This is a genomic window from Mycolicibacterium gadium (assembly GCF_010728925.1).
GTDB classification, from domain to species: domain Bacteria; phylum Actinomycetota; class Actinomycetes; order Mycobacteriales; family Mycobacteriaceae; genus Mycobacterium; species Mycobacterium gadium.
This window is the reverse complement of the sequence record NZ_AP022608.1, coordinates 2,126,584-2,142,499: the sequence shown is the minus strand read 5'-3', so window position 1 is coordinate 2,142,499 and position 15,916 is coordinate 2,126,584. Positions and strand designations below refer to the sequence as shown.

Annotated in this window: 16 protein-coding genes; 9 read left to right on the top strand and 7 right to left on the bottom strand. The window is 65.1% G+C overall.

Going from position 1 to position 15,916, the window contains the following annotated elements; translation table 11 throughout:
* The 3 genes from G6N36_RS10730 to G6N36_RS10720 are packed head-to-tail and all read left to right on the top strand — an operon-like array spanning position 1 to position 2,272.
* Positions 1-831: a TauD/TfdA dioxygenase family protein gene (locus G6N36_RS10730; RefSeq protein ID WP_163686496.1), complete on the top strand. Its 831-nt coding sequence runs from the start codon at positions 1-3 to the stop codon at positions 829-831.
* Positions 828-1,694, top strand: coding sequence for a TIGR03619 family F420-dependent LLM class oxidoreductase (locus tag G6N36_RS10725; protein ID WP_163686495.1), 867 nt, complete (start codon positions 828-830; stop codon positions 1,692-1,694). Before G6N36_RS10730 ends, G6N36_RS10725 begins: the two co-directional genes overlap by 4 nt.
* The gene (locus G6N36_RS10720; protein WP_163686494.1) at positions 1,691-2,272 is read left to right on the top strand and encodes a carboxymuconolactone decarboxylase family protein; all 582 of its coding nucleotides are present in this window, start codon (positions 1,691-1,693) and stop codon (positions 2,270-2,272) included. The genes G6N36_RS10725 and G6N36_RS10720 overlap by 4 nt, the downstream gene beginning before the upstream one ends.
* 22 nt (positions 2,273-2,294) lie before the next feature.
* Here G6N36_RS10720 and G6N36_RS10715 read toward each other — a convergent pair whose 3' ends face one another.
* Positions 2,295-3,488, bottom strand: a complete 1,194-nt coding sequence (locus tag G6N36_RS10715) for a thiolase family protein (protein ID WP_163686493.1) — start codon at positions 3,486-3,488, stop codon at positions 2,295-2,297.
* A 57-nt stretch (positions 3,489-3,545) separates the two neighbouring features.
* Between G6N36_RS10715 and G6N36_RS10710 the strand changes: the two genes are divergently transcribed.
* Complete coding sequence (locus G6N36_RS10710) at positions 3,546-3,977, top strand: Zn-ribbon domain-containing OB-fold protein (protein ID WP_163686492.1); 432 nt, start codon at positions 3,546-3,548, stop codon at positions 3,975-3,977.
* Positions 3,978-4,169: 192 nt separating this feature from the next.
* Here the strand turns inward: G6N36_RS10710 and G6N36_RS10705 are convergent, their stop codons facing one another.
* The 6 genes from G6N36_RS10705 to G6N36_RS10680 are packed head-to-tail and all read right to left on the bottom strand — an operon-like array spanning position 4,170 to position 10,092.
* Positions 4,170-5,108 carry a R2-like ligand-binding oxidase gene (locus G6N36_RS10705; RefSeq protein ID WP_163686491.1) on the bottom strand — a complete coding sequence of 313 codons (939 nt, stop codon included), beginning with the start codon at positions 5,106-5,108 and terminating at the stop codon, positions 4,170-4,172.
* Between the two features lie 30 nt (positions 5,109-5,138).
* Positions 5,139-5,831 carry a TVP38/TMEM64 family protein gene (locus G6N36_RS10700; protein WP_163686490.1) on the bottom strand — a complete coding sequence of 231 codons (693 nt, stop codon included), beginning with the start codon at positions 5,829-5,831 and terminating at the stop codon, positions 5,139-5,141.
* Positions 5,832-5,859: 28 nt separating this feature from the next.
* A complete protein-coding gene (locus G6N36_RS10695; RefSeq protein ID WP_163686489.1) occupies positions 5,860-6,831 on the bottom strand; it encodes an LLM class flavin-dependent oxidoreductase in 972 nt (323 codons plus the stop codon).
* 13 nt (positions 6,832-6,844) lie between these two features.
* A complete protein-coding gene (locus G6N36_RS10690; RefSeq protein ID WP_163686488.1) occupies positions 6,845-7,585 on the bottom strand; it encodes an SDR family NAD(P)-dependent oxidoreductase in 741 nt (246 codons plus the stop codon).
* Positions 7,582-8,829, bottom strand: a complete 1,248-nt coding sequence (locus tag G6N36_RS10685; RefSeq protein ID WP_163686487.1) for an MBL fold metallo-hydrolase — start codon at positions 8,827-8,829, stop codon at positions 7,582-7,584. Before G6N36_RS10685 ends, G6N36_RS10690 begins: the two co-directional genes overlap by 4 nt.
* A complete protein-coding gene (locus G6N36_RS10680) occupies positions 8,830-10,092 on the bottom strand; it encodes a sulfotransferase family protein (protein WP_163686486.1) in 1,263 nt (420 codons plus the stop codon). It abuts the gene before it with no gap.
* 52 nt (positions 10,093-10,144) lie between these two features.
* Between G6N36_RS10680 and G6N36_RS10675 the strand changes: the two genes are divergently transcribed.
* The 5 genes from G6N36_RS10675 (at position 10,145) to G6N36_RS10655 (ending at position 15,910) form a co-directional block, all read left to right on the top strand.
* Complete coding sequence (locus tag G6N36_RS10675; protein WP_235690009.1) at positions 10,145-11,044, top strand: IclR family transcriptional regulator; 900 nt, start codon at positions 10,145-10,147, stop codon at positions 11,042-11,044.
* The gene (locus G6N36_RS10670; RefSeq protein ID WP_163686484.1) at positions 11,041-11,898 is read left to right on the top strand and encodes an SDR family NAD(P)-dependent oxidoreductase; all 858 of its coding nucleotides are present in this window, start codon (positions 11,041-11,043) and stop codon (positions 11,896-11,898) included. Before G6N36_RS10675 ends, G6N36_RS10670 begins: the two co-directional genes overlap by 4 nt.
* A complete protein-coding gene (locus G6N36_RS10665; RefSeq protein ID WP_276068155.1) occupies positions 11,844-13,442 on the top strand; it encodes an FAD-binding protein in 1,599 nt (532 codons plus the stop codon). The genes G6N36_RS10670 and G6N36_RS10665 overlap by 55 nt, the downstream gene beginning before the upstream one ends.
* Positions 13,443-13,639: 197 nt before the next feature.
* On the top strand, positions 13,640-15,082 hold the full coding sequence (locus G6N36_RS10660; RefSeq protein ID WP_163686482.1) for a WS/DGAT/MGAT family O-acyltransferase: 1,443 nt from the start codon (positions 13,640-13,642) through the stop codon (positions 15,080-15,082).
* Between the two features lie 87 nt (positions 15,083-15,169).
* Positions 15,170-15,910 carry a lysophospholipid acyltransferase family protein gene (locus G6N36_RS10655; protein ID WP_235690252.1) on the top strand — a complete coding sequence of 247 codons (741 nt, stop codon included), beginning with the start codon at positions 15,170-15,172 and terminating at the stop codon, positions 15,908-15,910.
* Positions 15,911-15,916: the final 6 nt, after the last annotated feature.

Genomic DNA, 15,916 nt, shown 5'->3' with positions numbered 1-15,916 from the left:
ATGGGACTCACGTCTGCACAGCTCGAGGTCGTTGACCTGACCCCGCGGATCGGTAGCGAGATCAGAACCGACCTGGACACGCTACTCAGCGGCTCCGAAGCCCAGCACATCCGCGCAATTCTCGAGCAGCGCGGGGTCGTTTTCTTCCGTGGACTCGACATCACCGACGAACAGCAAGTCGCGATCGCCAGGACCCTCGGCGCCATCCCCGCGAACGAGGGCGAGAGCGGCATCTACAAGATCTCGCTCGACAAGAACGTGAACCAGCGAGCCGAGTATCTGAAGGGCTCGATGTTCTGGCATTTCGACGGATCATTGCAGCCCTATCCGAACCTCGCGACCCTACTGCGGGCCATCACGCTGTCAGAAACCGGTGGCGAGACCGAGTTCTGCAATACCTACGCGGCCTACGACGACCTGCCGCAGTCCGATAAGGAACTCATCGCGGATCTTCGCGTGGTCCACAGCGCGGAACGCTCGCAGTATTACGTCCGCCCCGAAATGAGCTTCGAGGAGATCACGTTCTGGCAGAAGTCGCCGACGAAGACGTGCCCCATCGTGTGGACACATCAGTCCGGCCGAAAGTCGTTGCTGCTCGGTGCGACTGCCGACTACGTTGTCGGCATGCCCGTCGAGGAGAGCCGCGGACTCCTTGCCCGTCTGCGTGACTGGGCCACCCAGCCGCAATACGTCTACCGTCACCAGTGGCAGCCCGGCGATCTCTTGATGTGGGACAACACCGGCACGATGCACCGGGTGCTCGAATATTCCATCGACAGTGGGCGCCTCATGCATCGCACGATCCTCGCGGGTGAAGAGCCTCTGCAGTGAAAATCGGCATCGCGACGCCGGTGGTCACCAACGTCGGCGGCGCGGCCCTCGGGTGGGAGCGCGATGCGACGATCGAGGACATCGGCCGAGTAGCCGAGACGGCGGACCGGCTCGGCTATCACTTCCTGACCTGCAGTGAGCACATCGGCATACCCGCCTCCGAGGCGGGTCGGCGCGGTGCGCGCTACTGGGATCCGCTGGCCACCTTGGGTTACATCGCGGCTCGCACCGAGCGGATCCGGCTCGCCACGATGACACTGGTGCTCGGGTATCACCATCCGCTCGAGATCGTGAAGCGTTACGGAACGCTCGATCACGTCAGCAAGGGGCGGGTCATACTCGGTGTCGGGGTCGGGTCGCTGAAGCAGGAGTTCGACCTGCTCGGCGCGCCGTTCGACGACCGAGGGGTGCGCGGTGACGACGCCCTGCGGGCCCTGCGGGTTGCGCTGCCGACCAATGAACCCGTGTACGAGGGCGATTTCTACTCCTTCGGTGGCCTCACCGTCGACCCTTGCGCCCTGCAATCGCATATGCCGATCTGGGTGGGCGGACGAACGAAACGCTCGTTGCGCCGGGCGCTCACGCTTGCCGACGGCTGGTGCCCGTTTGCCGTGTCCATCGACACCGCTGCCGAATGGCTGAGCACACGCGACGTCCCCGACGGCTTCGAGGTCGTGCTGCCCGCAGACAAGCCGCTGGATCCGGTGGGAAATCCGGAGGCGGCCAGGGAAACGCTCGAGAAGATGGCCTCGGCCGGCACGACGACGGTGTTCGCCTATTTCGCTCACGAGTCGTTAGATCACTACCTCGAACAGCTTCATGCGTTGGCTGAGCTGCACGGTCTGAACGGACCGCCGGCATGACACTGCTACCCCCGTTGACCCAGGATGAGTGGGGCGACGACGAATACGCCGCGGTCGGTGCACTGTTCGGGATACCGGGTGACGACGTGCCGCGCGCAGGTTCGGGGGGCCCACGGGACCCGATGAACTTCGACATCCTCGGTGTGCTCGCGCGACACCCGGCGATGACCCGGGAGTTCATGAGCTACAACGCTTTTCTGCTGCAGCGCGGCGAGCTGCCGCTACGCCTGCGCGAGCTGGCGATCCTACGCCTGGCGCACACGCGTCGTTCGGTGTTCTTCTGGGGGGAGCACGTCAGGGTCGCCACCGCCGGCGGTCTGCCGGAGTCTGACATCGCGCTTCTAGCGGCAGGCAACGACGGCTTCGCGGGCATCGACCGGTTGATTCTCGAGGCCACCGACGAACTGCTGGCCAACGGTCGCGCAGCACCGCCGACTTGGCAACGGCTCGTCGACCAGCTCGGCACGCATCAGGCGATGGAGCTCATCTTCGTCGTCGGTACGTACGCGATGCTGGCGATGGCGTGCGATACATGGGCGCTTGTGCCACCGCCGGGCAGTGCGCAACTTCCCGACTAGCAGTTTCGCGGCTGTCCGGACGTCAGCGGGTCAGCACCATGCAGCCGGCGATCGGACCGCCCCCGGCCGCAGCGACGGCGACCTCGGGCCGTTGCGCAACTTGCCGGTCGCCGGCCTGTCCGCGCAACTGCAGACACGCTTCGTGCAACAGCCAGTAGCCGTGCATGCGTCCGGCGGACAGTTGGCCCCCATAGGTGTTCAGCGGCAGCTCGCCGTCGAGCGCTATCCGCGTCGCCCCCTCGACGAATGGCCCGGCTTCGCCGTCACCGCAAAAGCCCAGGGCTTCCAGCCACGCGAACGTGAGATACGTGAAGCCGTCGTAGATTTCGGCCACGTCCACATCCGACGGGGTGAGATCGGTGCGCGACCACATCTCCGTCGCCGCCTCACTGGACGCCATTTTCGGAAAGTCGTCGCGATGGAACCAGCCGTCCGAGCCGTAGGCTCCACCGACCGCCTCGACCTTCACCGCGGGGTTTGGGCAGTCCACCGCATAGTCGGAATGCGACACCACCAGCGCAATCGCGCCGTCGATCGGAACGTCGCAGTCGAAGAGGCCCAACGGTGTCGAGATAGGGCGTGAGGTCAGGTAGTCGTCCATGCTCATCGGATCGCGGAACGCCGCGCGAGGGTTGAGGCCGGCGTTGCGCCTGCTGTTGATCGCGAGCCAGCCCAGCTGCTCGCGTGTCGTTCCATACATCTCCATATGACGTCGGCAGTGCATGGCGACCCAGTTCGCCGCCGAGTACGCGTGCGCCGCCAGCAGCACGTTGATGTCCTCGAACGGTTTGAGCCTCCTGCGTGTCCCCGGCTGTCGAGGCTCGAGCGGCGGGTCCGCGAGGGGAGCGAGAAGCGGTGAGGCGGTCGAACCGGTCATCGCCCCGCCGAGCATCTGCACCGTTCGATAGACCAGCACATGTCGCGCCCGTTTCTCGGACACCGCGACCAGCGCTGACATGAACGGAGTCAGCACCCCGCCGGTACCGAACCCAACGCCGACGTCGGCGGCGTCATTGCCAAGGCTCGCAACGACTTCAGACGGCAGCGTGTCGCCGAAGGTCGCGATACCGTCGATGTCTTGGGGCGTCAGGCCGGCGTCGGCGATCGCATCCCGTACCGCTTCCATGGTCAGTTCCAGCCCGGGGATGCCTGTCTTGCGGCCGATGCGCGAAATGCCGAGGCCACTGACAATCGTGTCCTTCTCGAAGTAGCTCATCGGCACCCATCCATCTATTTTTGTAATGACAGCCCATAGGAATGTACTTTGCTTCCTATGTCCGACCACGCCCCACCCTCAGCGCGGATTCTGCCCGCGCTCGACGACCACAACCGGGGGTTCTGGACCGGGGGAGCCGAGGGAGCGCTCAAAATCCCCTTCTGTGCTTCCTGCGGCACGTGGGCGACGCCGCTGGCCGCCGAATGCCCGGATTGCGACGGCGTGCTGGAGTATCGCCCGGTGTCCGGTCGGGGGACGGTGTTCACGTACACCGTCAACTACCAGCCCTTCAACCCGGGTGTGCCCGTGCCGTATTTGATCGCGATCGTCGAGCTGGAGGAGCAGGACGATCTGCGAATCGCGACGAATATCGTTGACTGTGAACCGGACTCGGTCTACGTGGGTCTTCCGGTCGAGGTGCGCTTCGAACACCAGGTCGTCGGCGACGAAAGTGTGTTCATGCCGGTTTTCGCTCCGCGGGTTGACTAGCGGGCCGCCACCAGGCGTTCGACGTCGTCACCGCCACGAAAGGCGACTTTTGTAGGAAAAGTGCGAGTAATCGTCTACAAAACTCGGATTTGGGCGTGAAAAGGCGCGGCCTTCGCGGCCAGCGTTATCGAAAGCTGCGGATGAATCTGAACGCCGACCTTCACCGTTGGCACGGTTAGTCGGCGGCAGCGTCTAGGCCGAGGCGGCCAGGCTCTTCCTGTCCTCGTCGGCGAAGGTGTCCTCCAACTGCACCGGCGAGTAGTCGATGTCGATCTCGGCGAGCGGTCGTCCCCGCGCGCTGCCGATGGTGCCGAGCCGCCGCATCCCCTTGTCGGTGGCGTACGCCGTGAACTCGTCCATGGTGAAGTTGAAGGGGATCTCGTCGTAGAGGGCGAATGCATCGTCGGTATTGCGCAACGCCAACGGGATGAGCTCCGACATTCGGTTCTCAAAGACCGTCCAGTTGGCGTCATCGGCGGCGACGTGGCGCCGGCAGGTGAAGGTGCCCCACGCCATGTGGCGGCGTTCGTCGTCCCCGATCCGGCGGACCAGCTCCTGCATCCCGGGAAGAATGTTGTTGTCGACGCAAATGCGGTGCCACGCATAGTATCCCGTTAACGCCATCATCCCCTCGATGACGTGGTTGTACGTCGCCGAGGCCCTGACCTGCGCGGCTGGCGAGGGATCTGTCGCCAGGGTGTCCAGTGATTTCGGTAGCTCGTCGTAGAACATCTGCCGGTACGAAGGCAGATCGTCGAGATAGTGCTGCAGGTCGCCCGTCATCCCGACGGCGTCGAGCCACATGCGGAACACCTGCGTGTGTTTGGCTTCTTCGAACGCGAACTGCGTCAGGTACATCTCGTCACCGAGGCGACCTTCGGCACGCATCGCCGCCATGAACGGCTGGATGTCCTGGGTAACCGCTTCTTCGCCCGCGATGAACTGGGCGCACAGCCGGGTGGCCCAGTCGCGTTCAAGTTCGGTCATCGCCTCCCAGTCGGCTCGGTCGCGGGAGAAGTCGATGTCGGCCGGGTCCCAGAATTTGGCGTTGCCGCCGGCGAACAGCTTCAAGGGAAGGCTGTCCCAGTTGAGGCCGCCCGCGGCGAGTGAATCGGAGTGGTTCCTGTCCATGACACGACTCTAGTGTGACTGCTGTCACAGTCAATGGGAGGTGGAGCGTGCCCGCCATTTGCGGTAGCCGTGGTGGGTGGCGAACGCGCCGACGACGGCCGTCACGCACCAGACCACCACCGCGACGTACGCCAACGGTGAATTCAGATCGCCGATCGAGGCTCCCAGTGCCGTGTACACGAACGCCCGCGGCACCGACCCGATGAACGCGCCAACGGCCATCTGCCACAGCGGCACTCCGAACGCGCCGAACGCGTAGGACGCGAGCGCGTCGGACACCCCCGGGATAAAGCGCTGCCCGACGACCGCCCACAAGCCGCGCCGCTCGATCAGACTGTCCAGCCGATCGGCCCGTTCGGTGCCGAGCAGTTCGCGTGCGCTCACGCGGCCGGCGCGACGGCCGATCAGGCTCGCGATGATCGCCGTCCCCACGGTCGCGCCCAGCGTCACGAACAGGCCGAGGACGGGTCCGAACAGCACGCCGCTGCCCGCCGCCAGGATCGGTCCGGGTACGAACACGGCGCCGAGCAGAGCGGACGCCACGACATAGGCGACGGGGGCGGCCGGACCCGTGGCGGCCACAGCACCGCGAACCGCTTCGACGTCGATCACCCTGGCGATCGCCACGAGATAGAACAACCCGAGCAGGAACGCCACCACAACGGCAAGGCGCACGATGTGGCGCCGCCGCGAGGCGGGCGGTGGTTCCTCGATATCGGACATGCTCACCGCGATTGTGCCCGCTGCCGTCCTATCGGCGCCCGTTGAGGGCGGGCAGTACCTCGTCGGTCAGAAGTTGGACCGACTTCCACGCCTCCTCGATCGGCATGGCGCCGACGAGCGGGTGAAGCACCAGGTGATCGTGCGGATTCTCTTTCACGTCCGCGACCAATTGCTCGGGCGACATGAAGCGATACCGTTGGGCGGCCTTGACGTCTTCAAGGGTTTCGATCTTCTCCGTGCCATGCATGAACGAATGCACCTCACCGCCACCCCAGCCCGAGTAGACGCGCGCCTCCCATAGATAGTGCTCGCCGAGTTCGGCCCATGCACGGTCCGGGTCCTCGTGCAGGAAAACCATGCCGCGACTGCGCGACGGTGGCATGACGACGATCGGGGTGTGCCCTGCTTCGGCGCACAGTTGGCGGTAGTAGTCGGCGAGTTCGGGAAGGTGGCTGGGCAGGTTGAGCGGCAGACCGTGTCTGGCGGCCCGCCGCGCGGTCGCGCGCACACTTCCGCCGACGAACACCGTGGGGTGCGGGCGTGTCAACGGGCCTGGAGTGAAGTCCGGTGACGACCACAGGAACATCAGCGTGTCGAGGAGGTTGTCCATCAGGCGGCCGCGCTCTTCGAATGGCATTCCGAACAACTCGTATTCGACGGGCCGGTATCCCATCCCGATTGTGACGATCAACCGCCCGCCACCGATCGTGTCGGCCATGGCGATGTCTTCGGCAAGCCGTACCGGGTGCCACAGGGGGCCCAGCGTGCAGTCGACGCTGGCGACGACGCGTTCGGTGCGGGACAGCAGGACTGCGGCGGTCATGACGGGATTGCAGCTCCAGCCGTGCCCGCTCTGATGGTGTTCGTCGAAGCTGACGGCGCTCACACCGCGTGTTTCCGACCAGGAACTGAGTTCCATCGCCGCCCGTATCCGATCGCGGCGAGCGGACGGGTCGTCTTGAGGCGCGGCGAAATTGAACCGCAGGATGGCCATCGTCATTGAGAAGCCTCGTTCACTGGCTGGTCGATCCGCCGTCGACGACCAGCAGCGCCCCAGTGGTGTACGAACTCTGCTCAGTGCACAAAAAGGCGATTGTCCCGGCGATCTCGGCTGGTGTCCCTAAGCGGCCCAGCGGGATTCGGGCGAGTTCGGCATCGATGATTTCCGGCACTGTTTGGGCGAGCTCGGTCATCGGGGTGTCGATCACGCCGGGTACCACCGCGTTGACCCGGATGCCGCGCGGCGCCCACTTCACGGCGAGATTGTGTGTGAGGCTCCCGATGCCGGCCTTGGCCGCGCCGTAGCCGGGCACCATGGTCACCGCCCGCAGCGCCGACAACGACGACAGGAAGACGACGCTCGCACCGCCCGACGCTGCCAGCGCCTTAAGCAGCCCCGCGGTCAGACGGTAGGGCGCCGTGAGGTTGACCGCCACGGATGCGTCGAAGCCGTCGGGCTCGGCTTCGTTGAGTCCACCCGGAAAATTGGCTCCTGCGTTGTTGACGAGCACATCCAATGTGATTGTCTCCGAGACCAACTCGTTGATCGAGGCCGGGTCGGTGAGGATGAGCTGCCGGTAGGTCATGCCGGTGAGGTCGGTGTCGTAGTCGCCGGGGCCGGTCTTGGTGCCGGTGATGGTCACCGCGGCGCCGGCGTCGCGGAACAGCGCCGCCGTGGCGTGGCCGATCCCGCTCGTGCCCCCGGTGATCAGTGCCGTCGTCCCGGTGAAGTCGAACGTGGCGCGCGCGGTCATGAGTAGTCTCCGATTTTCTTGGTCAGCCAGGCGGATTCCCAGAAGTTGGTGCTGGCGGCGAGCAGGTCCTCATGGGAGGCCTTGAGGACGGCGCGGGCGCGAATATGTGCCGGGTCGGCATGGACGACGGCCTCGGCGAGATAGATCGCATGCACCGCCTGGCCCGCCGCGAGCCGCTCTTCGGCCCGCGCCACGACGGGCTCGGCGCCGGCGAGGTCAACCAGGTCGACGGTGAGCTCATCAGGTCCGATGCCGTAAAGCTCTGTGGTCGAACGGTGATGGAACCAACCGGAGTAGTTCTCCCAGATGGCCCGCACGTTCCAGGCCACCTTGCCGTAGCCCTGGCCGACCTCGAGCTCGGCGGGCAACGTGATCTCCCGCATCAGGGTGTAGACGTCCTTGCCCGCGTTCATGCCCTCCACCGTCCGGTCGTGAAGGTACGCGATCGCATCGCGTAGGCGGGTCAATTCGGCGTCGATCAGATCGGCGCCGCGGATCGGCTCGAAGTGCCCGGTGATCAGGACTTCCGGCCGAAGCTCGCGCACCCTTTCGATCGAGGCGATGGTCGTCAGTGGGTCGCGGTACCGGTCGCCGCGCATCGTGACGAAATTCGGGATATGTCCGAAGACCGGCCCGAAGGTGTTGCCGCACAGGCACACCCGTTGTTCGGGAAGCCAGACGACCATCGAGTCGGTGGTCTCCCCGCCCGGCGTTGCCAGCAGTTCGATGGTGCGGCCGCCGACGGTCAGTACCAGCGAGTCGTCCACTTCGATGTCGGCGGAGTGTGCGGCCTGGGCTGGGAGCCGCTTTCCGAACCGCTGCTGAATCGCGGCAATGCCGTTGGCGAGCTTGTCGGAGAACGCGAAGGCGCTGTTGTTGGCGCGGTAGGCCAGGAGACGCTCGTTGTCGTCGCGCCAGTGCCGCCAGTTGGCCTGCGCCACCACCTGCGTCTGCGGGTCGCGCATCGTATCGAGTCCGCCGACGTGGTCGTAGTGGCCTTGCGTGACGATGATGTAGCGGATGGGGGACGTGTCTACGGCGTCGAAATTCGCTCGGTGGAGCTGGCTTTCGAATCCCATTCCGGTGTTGACGACGACGCGGCCATCGGAGGTGGTCAGCAGGTAGGTGTTCGACAGGCCGGGCGAGCACCAGATGCCGGGCTCGACTTCCTCGGCTCGCTCCGCCGCTGCCGGGGCGAGCGCATCGGCGCCGGGACGACTCCGGTAGATCGGTTGTTGGCTCAACTAGTGTCCTTCGGGTCGCACGTCGAATCGTTCGAAGTAGAAGGCGAATTGCGAGCGTAGTTCGTCGGGCGACACCCCGAAGTGCCTTTGCAGCTCATAGCGCACCGAGCCGTGCTTGCCGCGCGGGTTGCTGTCCAGATACGCCTGGAACGCCCGGCGGACCCTGGACGTCAGTTCGACGCCCGCGCGTGCGTACAGGTCGTCGAGCAGATCGAACTCGTGGCCGTTGAGGTGGTGAAAGCCGATGTCGACGCTGCGCTCGGCTGGCACCAGCCCCCGATCCCGCACACAGCCGCGCAACAGTCGCTCGACGCGGTCTGCCCAATAATCGAGCAGCCACTGCGGCTCGATGGTGCGACGGCGGAGGCGGTCGGAGTAGGCCATCATCGTGATAGCGGACTGGATTACCGCGACGGGATCGCGGTGGGTGAAAGCCACGGTGGCATCGGGGAACGTCGACATCAGCGGGCCGAGTTGCTCGCAGTGCTGTGGCGACTTCAGCACCCAGGTACGGGGACCGCGCAGGAACGTCAATGCCTGCAGGACCTTTTTCATGTACCCGTAGTGCCGGGTCTGGTCGAGGCTGAGATAGAAGTCCCGCCAACCTGGGACGCGGGCGTGCCATTCCAGGACATACCCCGCGAAGTCCAGGTCGAGGATCTCGACTTCCTCCTCGATCGCCTCGGGGAAGCGGTCATGCATGGCGGCGGTGGCGGGAGCGCTGATCATCATCGCGTCGTGCTCGTTCTTCGCGCGGGTGTACCGCGGGTCGACGCCGTTGACGTCGGGACCCTGGCCCGGGATCGGCAGCGGCTCTTGACTTTCCCAGTAGGGCAGCGCGCGGCGCCGTGGATCGGCGGCCAGCAGGTTGACCAGATGTGTCGTCCCCGAGCGGGGCATCCCCACCACGATGAACGGTTTCTCGATCGCGATCGATTCGATTTCCGGGTGGCGCTTGAGCAGGTCGGTCAGCGACAGCCGGTTGCGCAGCAGGCGCACAATGCGCTGGCGCAGCGTCCCGCGGATCAGCTGCGTCAGGCCAACGTCGGCCTCGATCGCGTCGACGTAGGCTCCGACCCGGTCCCAGAACTCGTCGTCGGCGGCGAAATCGTCGGCTCCCGCTTCAGAGACGGCCTCGCCGGCCATCTGCTCGATGTCGAGGACGACGCGCCGGTTTTCGGTGTGCTCCAAAATCTGGCGCTGGACGTCGGTGAGTCGCGGCGCAGTCAGATCGTCGAAGCTGAGCTCGGTAGTGCTGCCCATCGCCGGTCCTCGTGATTGCATGATTCGAATATTCGACATACCGTTCGATATTGTGACGCTGAACGTAGACGTTGGGAGCAAAGGCCGTCAAGTGCCCTCCCCGCCCACCGAACGCGTCGTCGCGGTGATGCATCTGCTCGCCGGTGATCCGGAGCGGGATTTCTCGCTCGCCGACATCTGTCGCGATCTGGGTATCAGCCGCGCCACCGGTCACGCCATCCTCGCCACCCTCGCTCAACACCGTTGGGTCGTAAAGCACGAATCGTCAGCGAGCTATTCGTGTGGTCCCGCTATCGGTGCGCTGGCCCGACCGAACAGCGACCGCGCATTCCGCTCCCTGCTGGACACCCTGTCTGAAACCGTTGGCGCACAGGTCTTCCTGGCTCGTCGTGAGGGTGCGACGCTGGTGGTGACCGATTCGGTCGGGGACTCGCTCACCGCACCGCGCGTCACGGCCGGTCTGCGCATGCCACTGGTGGCGCCGTTCGGGCGTGACTATGTGGCTTGGGCCGGGGAGGCGGCCATCAAGCAGTGGCTTGCCGGGATCGGCGAACCGTCGACCAAGCTGCGCAGGCGGCTGACCGCGGTGCTCGCCGAGGTGCGTGAGCGCGGGTATGTGATCGAACGCCTCAGTCGCGAATACGTCCGCGTCTACACGGCCCTGCGCGCGCTGGCCGCAAACGGCGAGCCCGACGAGATCACCGCGCGGCTGGCCGGCGCATTCGCCGATCTGGCGCTGGTCGACTACCTACCCGCCGAACTCGATGACACCGCCGACCATCAGGTCGCGACGATCTCGGTGCCGGTCAAGGACGCCGATGGGGTGGTGTCGATGTCGATCACCGCGGCGCCGTTCCGCGGACTCAACGCCAGGGAAATCCGGAAGATTGGGACCGCGGTTCGCGATGCGGCCCGCCGGATAGAAGCGACCGGCTATTGTCCGTCGCCATGACCGGTGACGATGGACGACGGTCCCCGCCTATCGACAATTGGAATCGGCTGCTCGACGGCCGCGTCGCGGTCGTCACGGGTGGTGGCGACGGTATCGGCGCCGGCATCGCCCGGCTGTTCGCCGAGCACGGTGCGCACGTCGAGGTCGCCGAGATCGACCGGGAACGTGCCAACCGAATCCGCGACGAGGTGACCGGCGCCGGCGGATCGATTCGCAGCCATGTCGTGGACGTCACCGTCGACGACGATGTCGCCCGGCTCGCCGACGCCGTGCTCGGCGAACACGGACGCGCCGACGTGCTGGTGAACAACGTGGGCGACTATCGGCCCCTGGTGCCGTTTCACCATTCGACGCCTGAGTCGTGGCAGCAGCAGTACGACATCAACCTGCGCCATGTCTTCTCCGTCACAAGGGCTTTCGTCCCGTCGATGATGAGCGCCCATCGCGGCAACATCGTCACAGTGCATTCTGTGGAGGGCATGCGGGGCTATCCAAAGGATCCGGTGTACGGGGCGATGAAGGCCGCGGCCGCGCACTTCACCACCTGTCTGGCCGTGGATCTCGGTCGCCACGGCATCCGCGTCAACGGCATCGGCACCGACCTCGCGCAGACGGCGCAGGTCGACTACCTGACCGGCTACGAGGACGTCGACGAACTATGGGCGTCGTGGGCGCCCGTCGGCCGGGTCGGGTGGCCGGAGGACCAGGCCCGCGTCGCGCTGTTTCTGGCATCGGATCAGTCGGCTTTCGTCACCGGCCATAACATTCCCGTCGACGGCGGGACCAAAGCCGGTGGCGGATGGCTTTTCTCGCCGCGAGAAGGCCGCTTCGTCAACAGATCGAGGAACCTGTGACCACATCTTCTGATACCGACGAAGCTGTCGACGTCCTGGTGGCCGGTAGCGCCGGTGCCCTGGCGGGTGCGTACACCGCTGCGCGCGAGGGACTTTCGGTAGCCATCGTCGAGGCCACCGACCAATTCGGCGGTACATTCGCCTACTCCGGCGGCGGCGGGATGTGGTACCCCTGCAATCCGGTGCTGGTCCGCGCGGGCAGCGACGACACCATCGACGAAGCCTTGCGCTACTACCGCAGCGTCGTCGGCGACCGTACGCCCGCCGAACTCCAGGAGACGTATGTGCGCGGTGGCGCCACACTGATCGAATACCTTGAGCAGGACGACCATTTCGCGTTCAAGATCCTGCCATGGCCTGACTACTACAGTTCGGTCCCCGGTGCGCGCAACGACGGTATGCGCCACACTGTCTGCAAGGGACTGCCCGGCGACCGCCTCGGGCGATTCCAAGGAAAGGTCCGCGGTCCGCTGGACCACGAACGTCTCGGCGAGCCACAGCCCGACTTCCTGACCGGTGGGCGAGCGGTGATCGGTCGCTTCCTGTCCGCGATGGCCGACAACCCCGCGGTGGCGGCTTATCTGAACACCAGCCTCGTCGAGCTGATCGTCGAAGACGGCCGAGTGACCGGCGGGGTGGTCGAATGCGATGGGGAGCGCCGCACGATCAGGGCGTGCCGCGGTGTCCTGCTGGCGGCGGGCGGATTCGAGCAGAACGCCGAAATGCGAGCCGAATATGGGGTTCCCGGAACGGCATCCGGCACGATGGGCGCACCCGGCAATACGGGACTGGCGCATAAGGCTGCGATCGCGGTCGGCGCGAGTACCGACCTCATGGACCAGGCGTGGTGGTCACCGGGGCTGATCCATCCCGATGGTCGCGCGGCGTTCGCGCTGTGCTTCACCGGAGGCATCTTCGTCGACAAGGCCGGCCGCCGGTTCGTCAACGAATCGGCCGCCTACGACAGGCTGGGCCGCGAGATCTTGAGTGCGATGCGCGACGGCGCCGTCGGCACACCGTACTGGATGGTCTACGACAGCCGAGCCGGTGAACAACCACCGGTGATGGCCACCAACGTTTCCTTCTCGCCGACCCGCGAGTACGAGTCGGCGGGGCTGTGGGTGCAGGCCGACACCGTAGAAGAGCTTGCCACCAAGATCGATGTGCCAGAAGCAAATCTCGTCGAAACCGTTTGCCGTTTCAATGTGCTCGCGCAACGCGGTGAGGATGAGGACTTCGGCCGCGGCCGGGAATCCTTCGACCGCGCGTTTACCGGCGGCGCATCACCGCTGGTGCCGATCGACACACCACCGTTCCGGGCGGCGGCGTTCGGGACCTCGGACCTGGGCACCAAGGGCGGTCTGCGGACCGACGTCGATGCGCGTGTGCTTGACGCCGAGGGCCGGCCGATCCCTGGTCTTTATGCGGCGGGCAACACGATGGCCGCGGTGTCCGGTGAGACCTACCCGGGCGGCGGCAACCCGATTGGCGCGTCGCTGCTGTTCAGCCACCGCGCGGCACGGCACATGGCGGCGTCCCGATGACCGAGGTGTCGGCGATTCGCTGAAGCCGCGGAGCTCCGCGATGACGTTGATTGCAGACCGTTTTCCTGGAAACGAATGAACTCGATTCTGAGAGGGTATGTTCTCAGCAAGTAAGGGCAGGGGATGGTCGAGATGAGCCTGGTGACGCGCAGAACTCGCGGGGAGCGACGCGAGCGTTCAATGCCGGGCGGCGGCCGATGAAACGACTCACGGGACTCGACGCCATGCTCTTGTACAGCGAAACTCCGCAGATCCACACCCATACGATCAAGCTCGGCGTCTTCGACGTGTCCGGTCTGAGGGACGGCTACACATTCGAATCCTTCCGGCGGGTGATGGCCGCCCGCATGCTTGGGCTGGCCCCGATGCGCTACCGGCTCGTAGACATCCCGTTCAAGTTCCACCACCCCATGTGGCAGGAGAATTCGCCCACCGAAGCCTACGACCACATCAGCCGTGTCGTGGTCGCGCCGCCGGGCGGCCGACGCCAACTCGATGATCTCGTCGGGCAGATTGCTGCTGTCCAGCTCCCTCGCGATCGACCTCTGTGGCACCTGTATGTCGCTGAAGGCCTTGCCGGTAACCGGGTCGCGGTCATTCTGAAAATGCATCACGCATTAGCGGACGGTGTGGCCTCGGCTAACTTGATCACAGCGGCGCTTCTGTCACCGGATGTGCTGGAGCAGGTCGGCCGGACTCTCCAGCCAGACGTGATTCCCAGCCGCCGCGAGTTGCTTCGCGACGCCATGTACGACCACCTACGGCAGCTGGCACGGACACCCAAACTTGTATGGCAAACGGCCGGCGGTATCTCGCGGGTCGCTATGCGCTTCCGCGCACGGCGGAAGCAACCGAGACCTGCTCGACCGCTCACCCCACCGCCGTGCTTTCTCAATCACGTCGTCACACCTCAACGACGGTTCGACACGGCGTCGCTGCCGCTCTCGGAGGTCAAATCGGCATGCAAAACCCTTGGCGTCACGATCAACGACGCCGTATTGGCCATGACGGCGGGTGCCCTGCGGACGCTCTTGCTCAAGTACGACGGCAACGCCGACACGCCACTGATCGCCGGGGTCCCCGTCAGCCTGGATAAGTCGCCAGAACGTCTCAGCGGCAACGCATTCGGATATATGCTGCCACCACTGCCCGTCCACATCTGCGATCCTGCGGAACGGCTCGCGCTGACTGCGATGGCAAGTGGCAATGCCAAGGAGAACTTTCGCCTCAGCGGGCCGACTCTCCTCGCCTCGTGGCTGGAGTATCTTCCGCCACCGCTGTCGCCCGCTATGTTTCGCTGGCAATCCCGGCGCCTCAACTCAGGCACGGTGATGAATTTGACCGTTTCCAACGTTCCCGGTCCGCGCGAAGCCCGCAGTGTCGACGGCGCCGAGATCACCGAGATCTACTCGGTGGGGCCGTTGGCGGCGGCGAGTGGGATGAACGTCACCGTCTGGAGTTACATCGATCAGCTGAACATCTCTGTGCTGACCGACGACATCACCGTCGACGATCCCCATGAGATGACCGACGCGATGATCGACAGTTTCCGCGAAATTCAATCGTTGAAAGCGATACCCGGAGAAACCATCAGGGTGTCGTTGCCGACAGACAACGCGCCCGATATGGCTGCGGGATGAACCTCGAAAGGGCACGCGCCTGTGATTGACAACAGCGAGGACTGTTCAGAGCTGACCAAGTGGGATCCCGAGTTCACGAAACGAGTGATGGGCTGGCTTCGCCCCTTGCTGAAGGCTTATCACCGCATCGAAGTCCGTGGTCTGGAGGCACTGCCTCAGAGTGGTGCACTCATAGTGTCCAACCACTCAGGCGGGCTCTTCGCCATTGATGTACCGATATTTGCGTCCGAGTACTACCAGCGATTCGGCTACGACCGACCGGTATACACCCTGAGTCACGACGTGCTGCTGTCGGGTCCGCAGGCAGGGGCGCTGCAGCGGACCGGGTTCATTCGTGCCTCCCACGACAACGCCGAGGAAGCGTTGCGCTCGGGCGGCCTGGTGGTGGTGTTTCCGGGCGGGGACCACGATGTGTACCGGCCGACACGCGGCGCCAACACAATCGACTTCGCGGGCCGCAAAGGGTACGTGAAGGCGGCCGTCAACGCCGGAGTCCCCATCGTTCCTGCCGTGGGAATCGGGGGCCAGGAGACCCAGCTGTTTCTATCGCGGGGCACTTGGCTGGCTAAGGCGCTTCGTCTGGACAAACTGATGCGGGTCAAGATTATTCCGTTGTCGTTCGGAGTTCCCTTCGGGCTGTCCGCGGTGTTACCACTGAACCTTCCGATGCCGTCGAAAATCGTGATTCAGGTGCTACCGCCGATCGACGTGGTTGAGCGATTTGGCGACGACCCCGATATCGACGCGGTCGACGCACACGTACGGTCGGTCATGCAGGAAGCGCTGGACGACTTGGCGGACCAACGCCGCCTTCCCGTGATCGGTTGACACGGA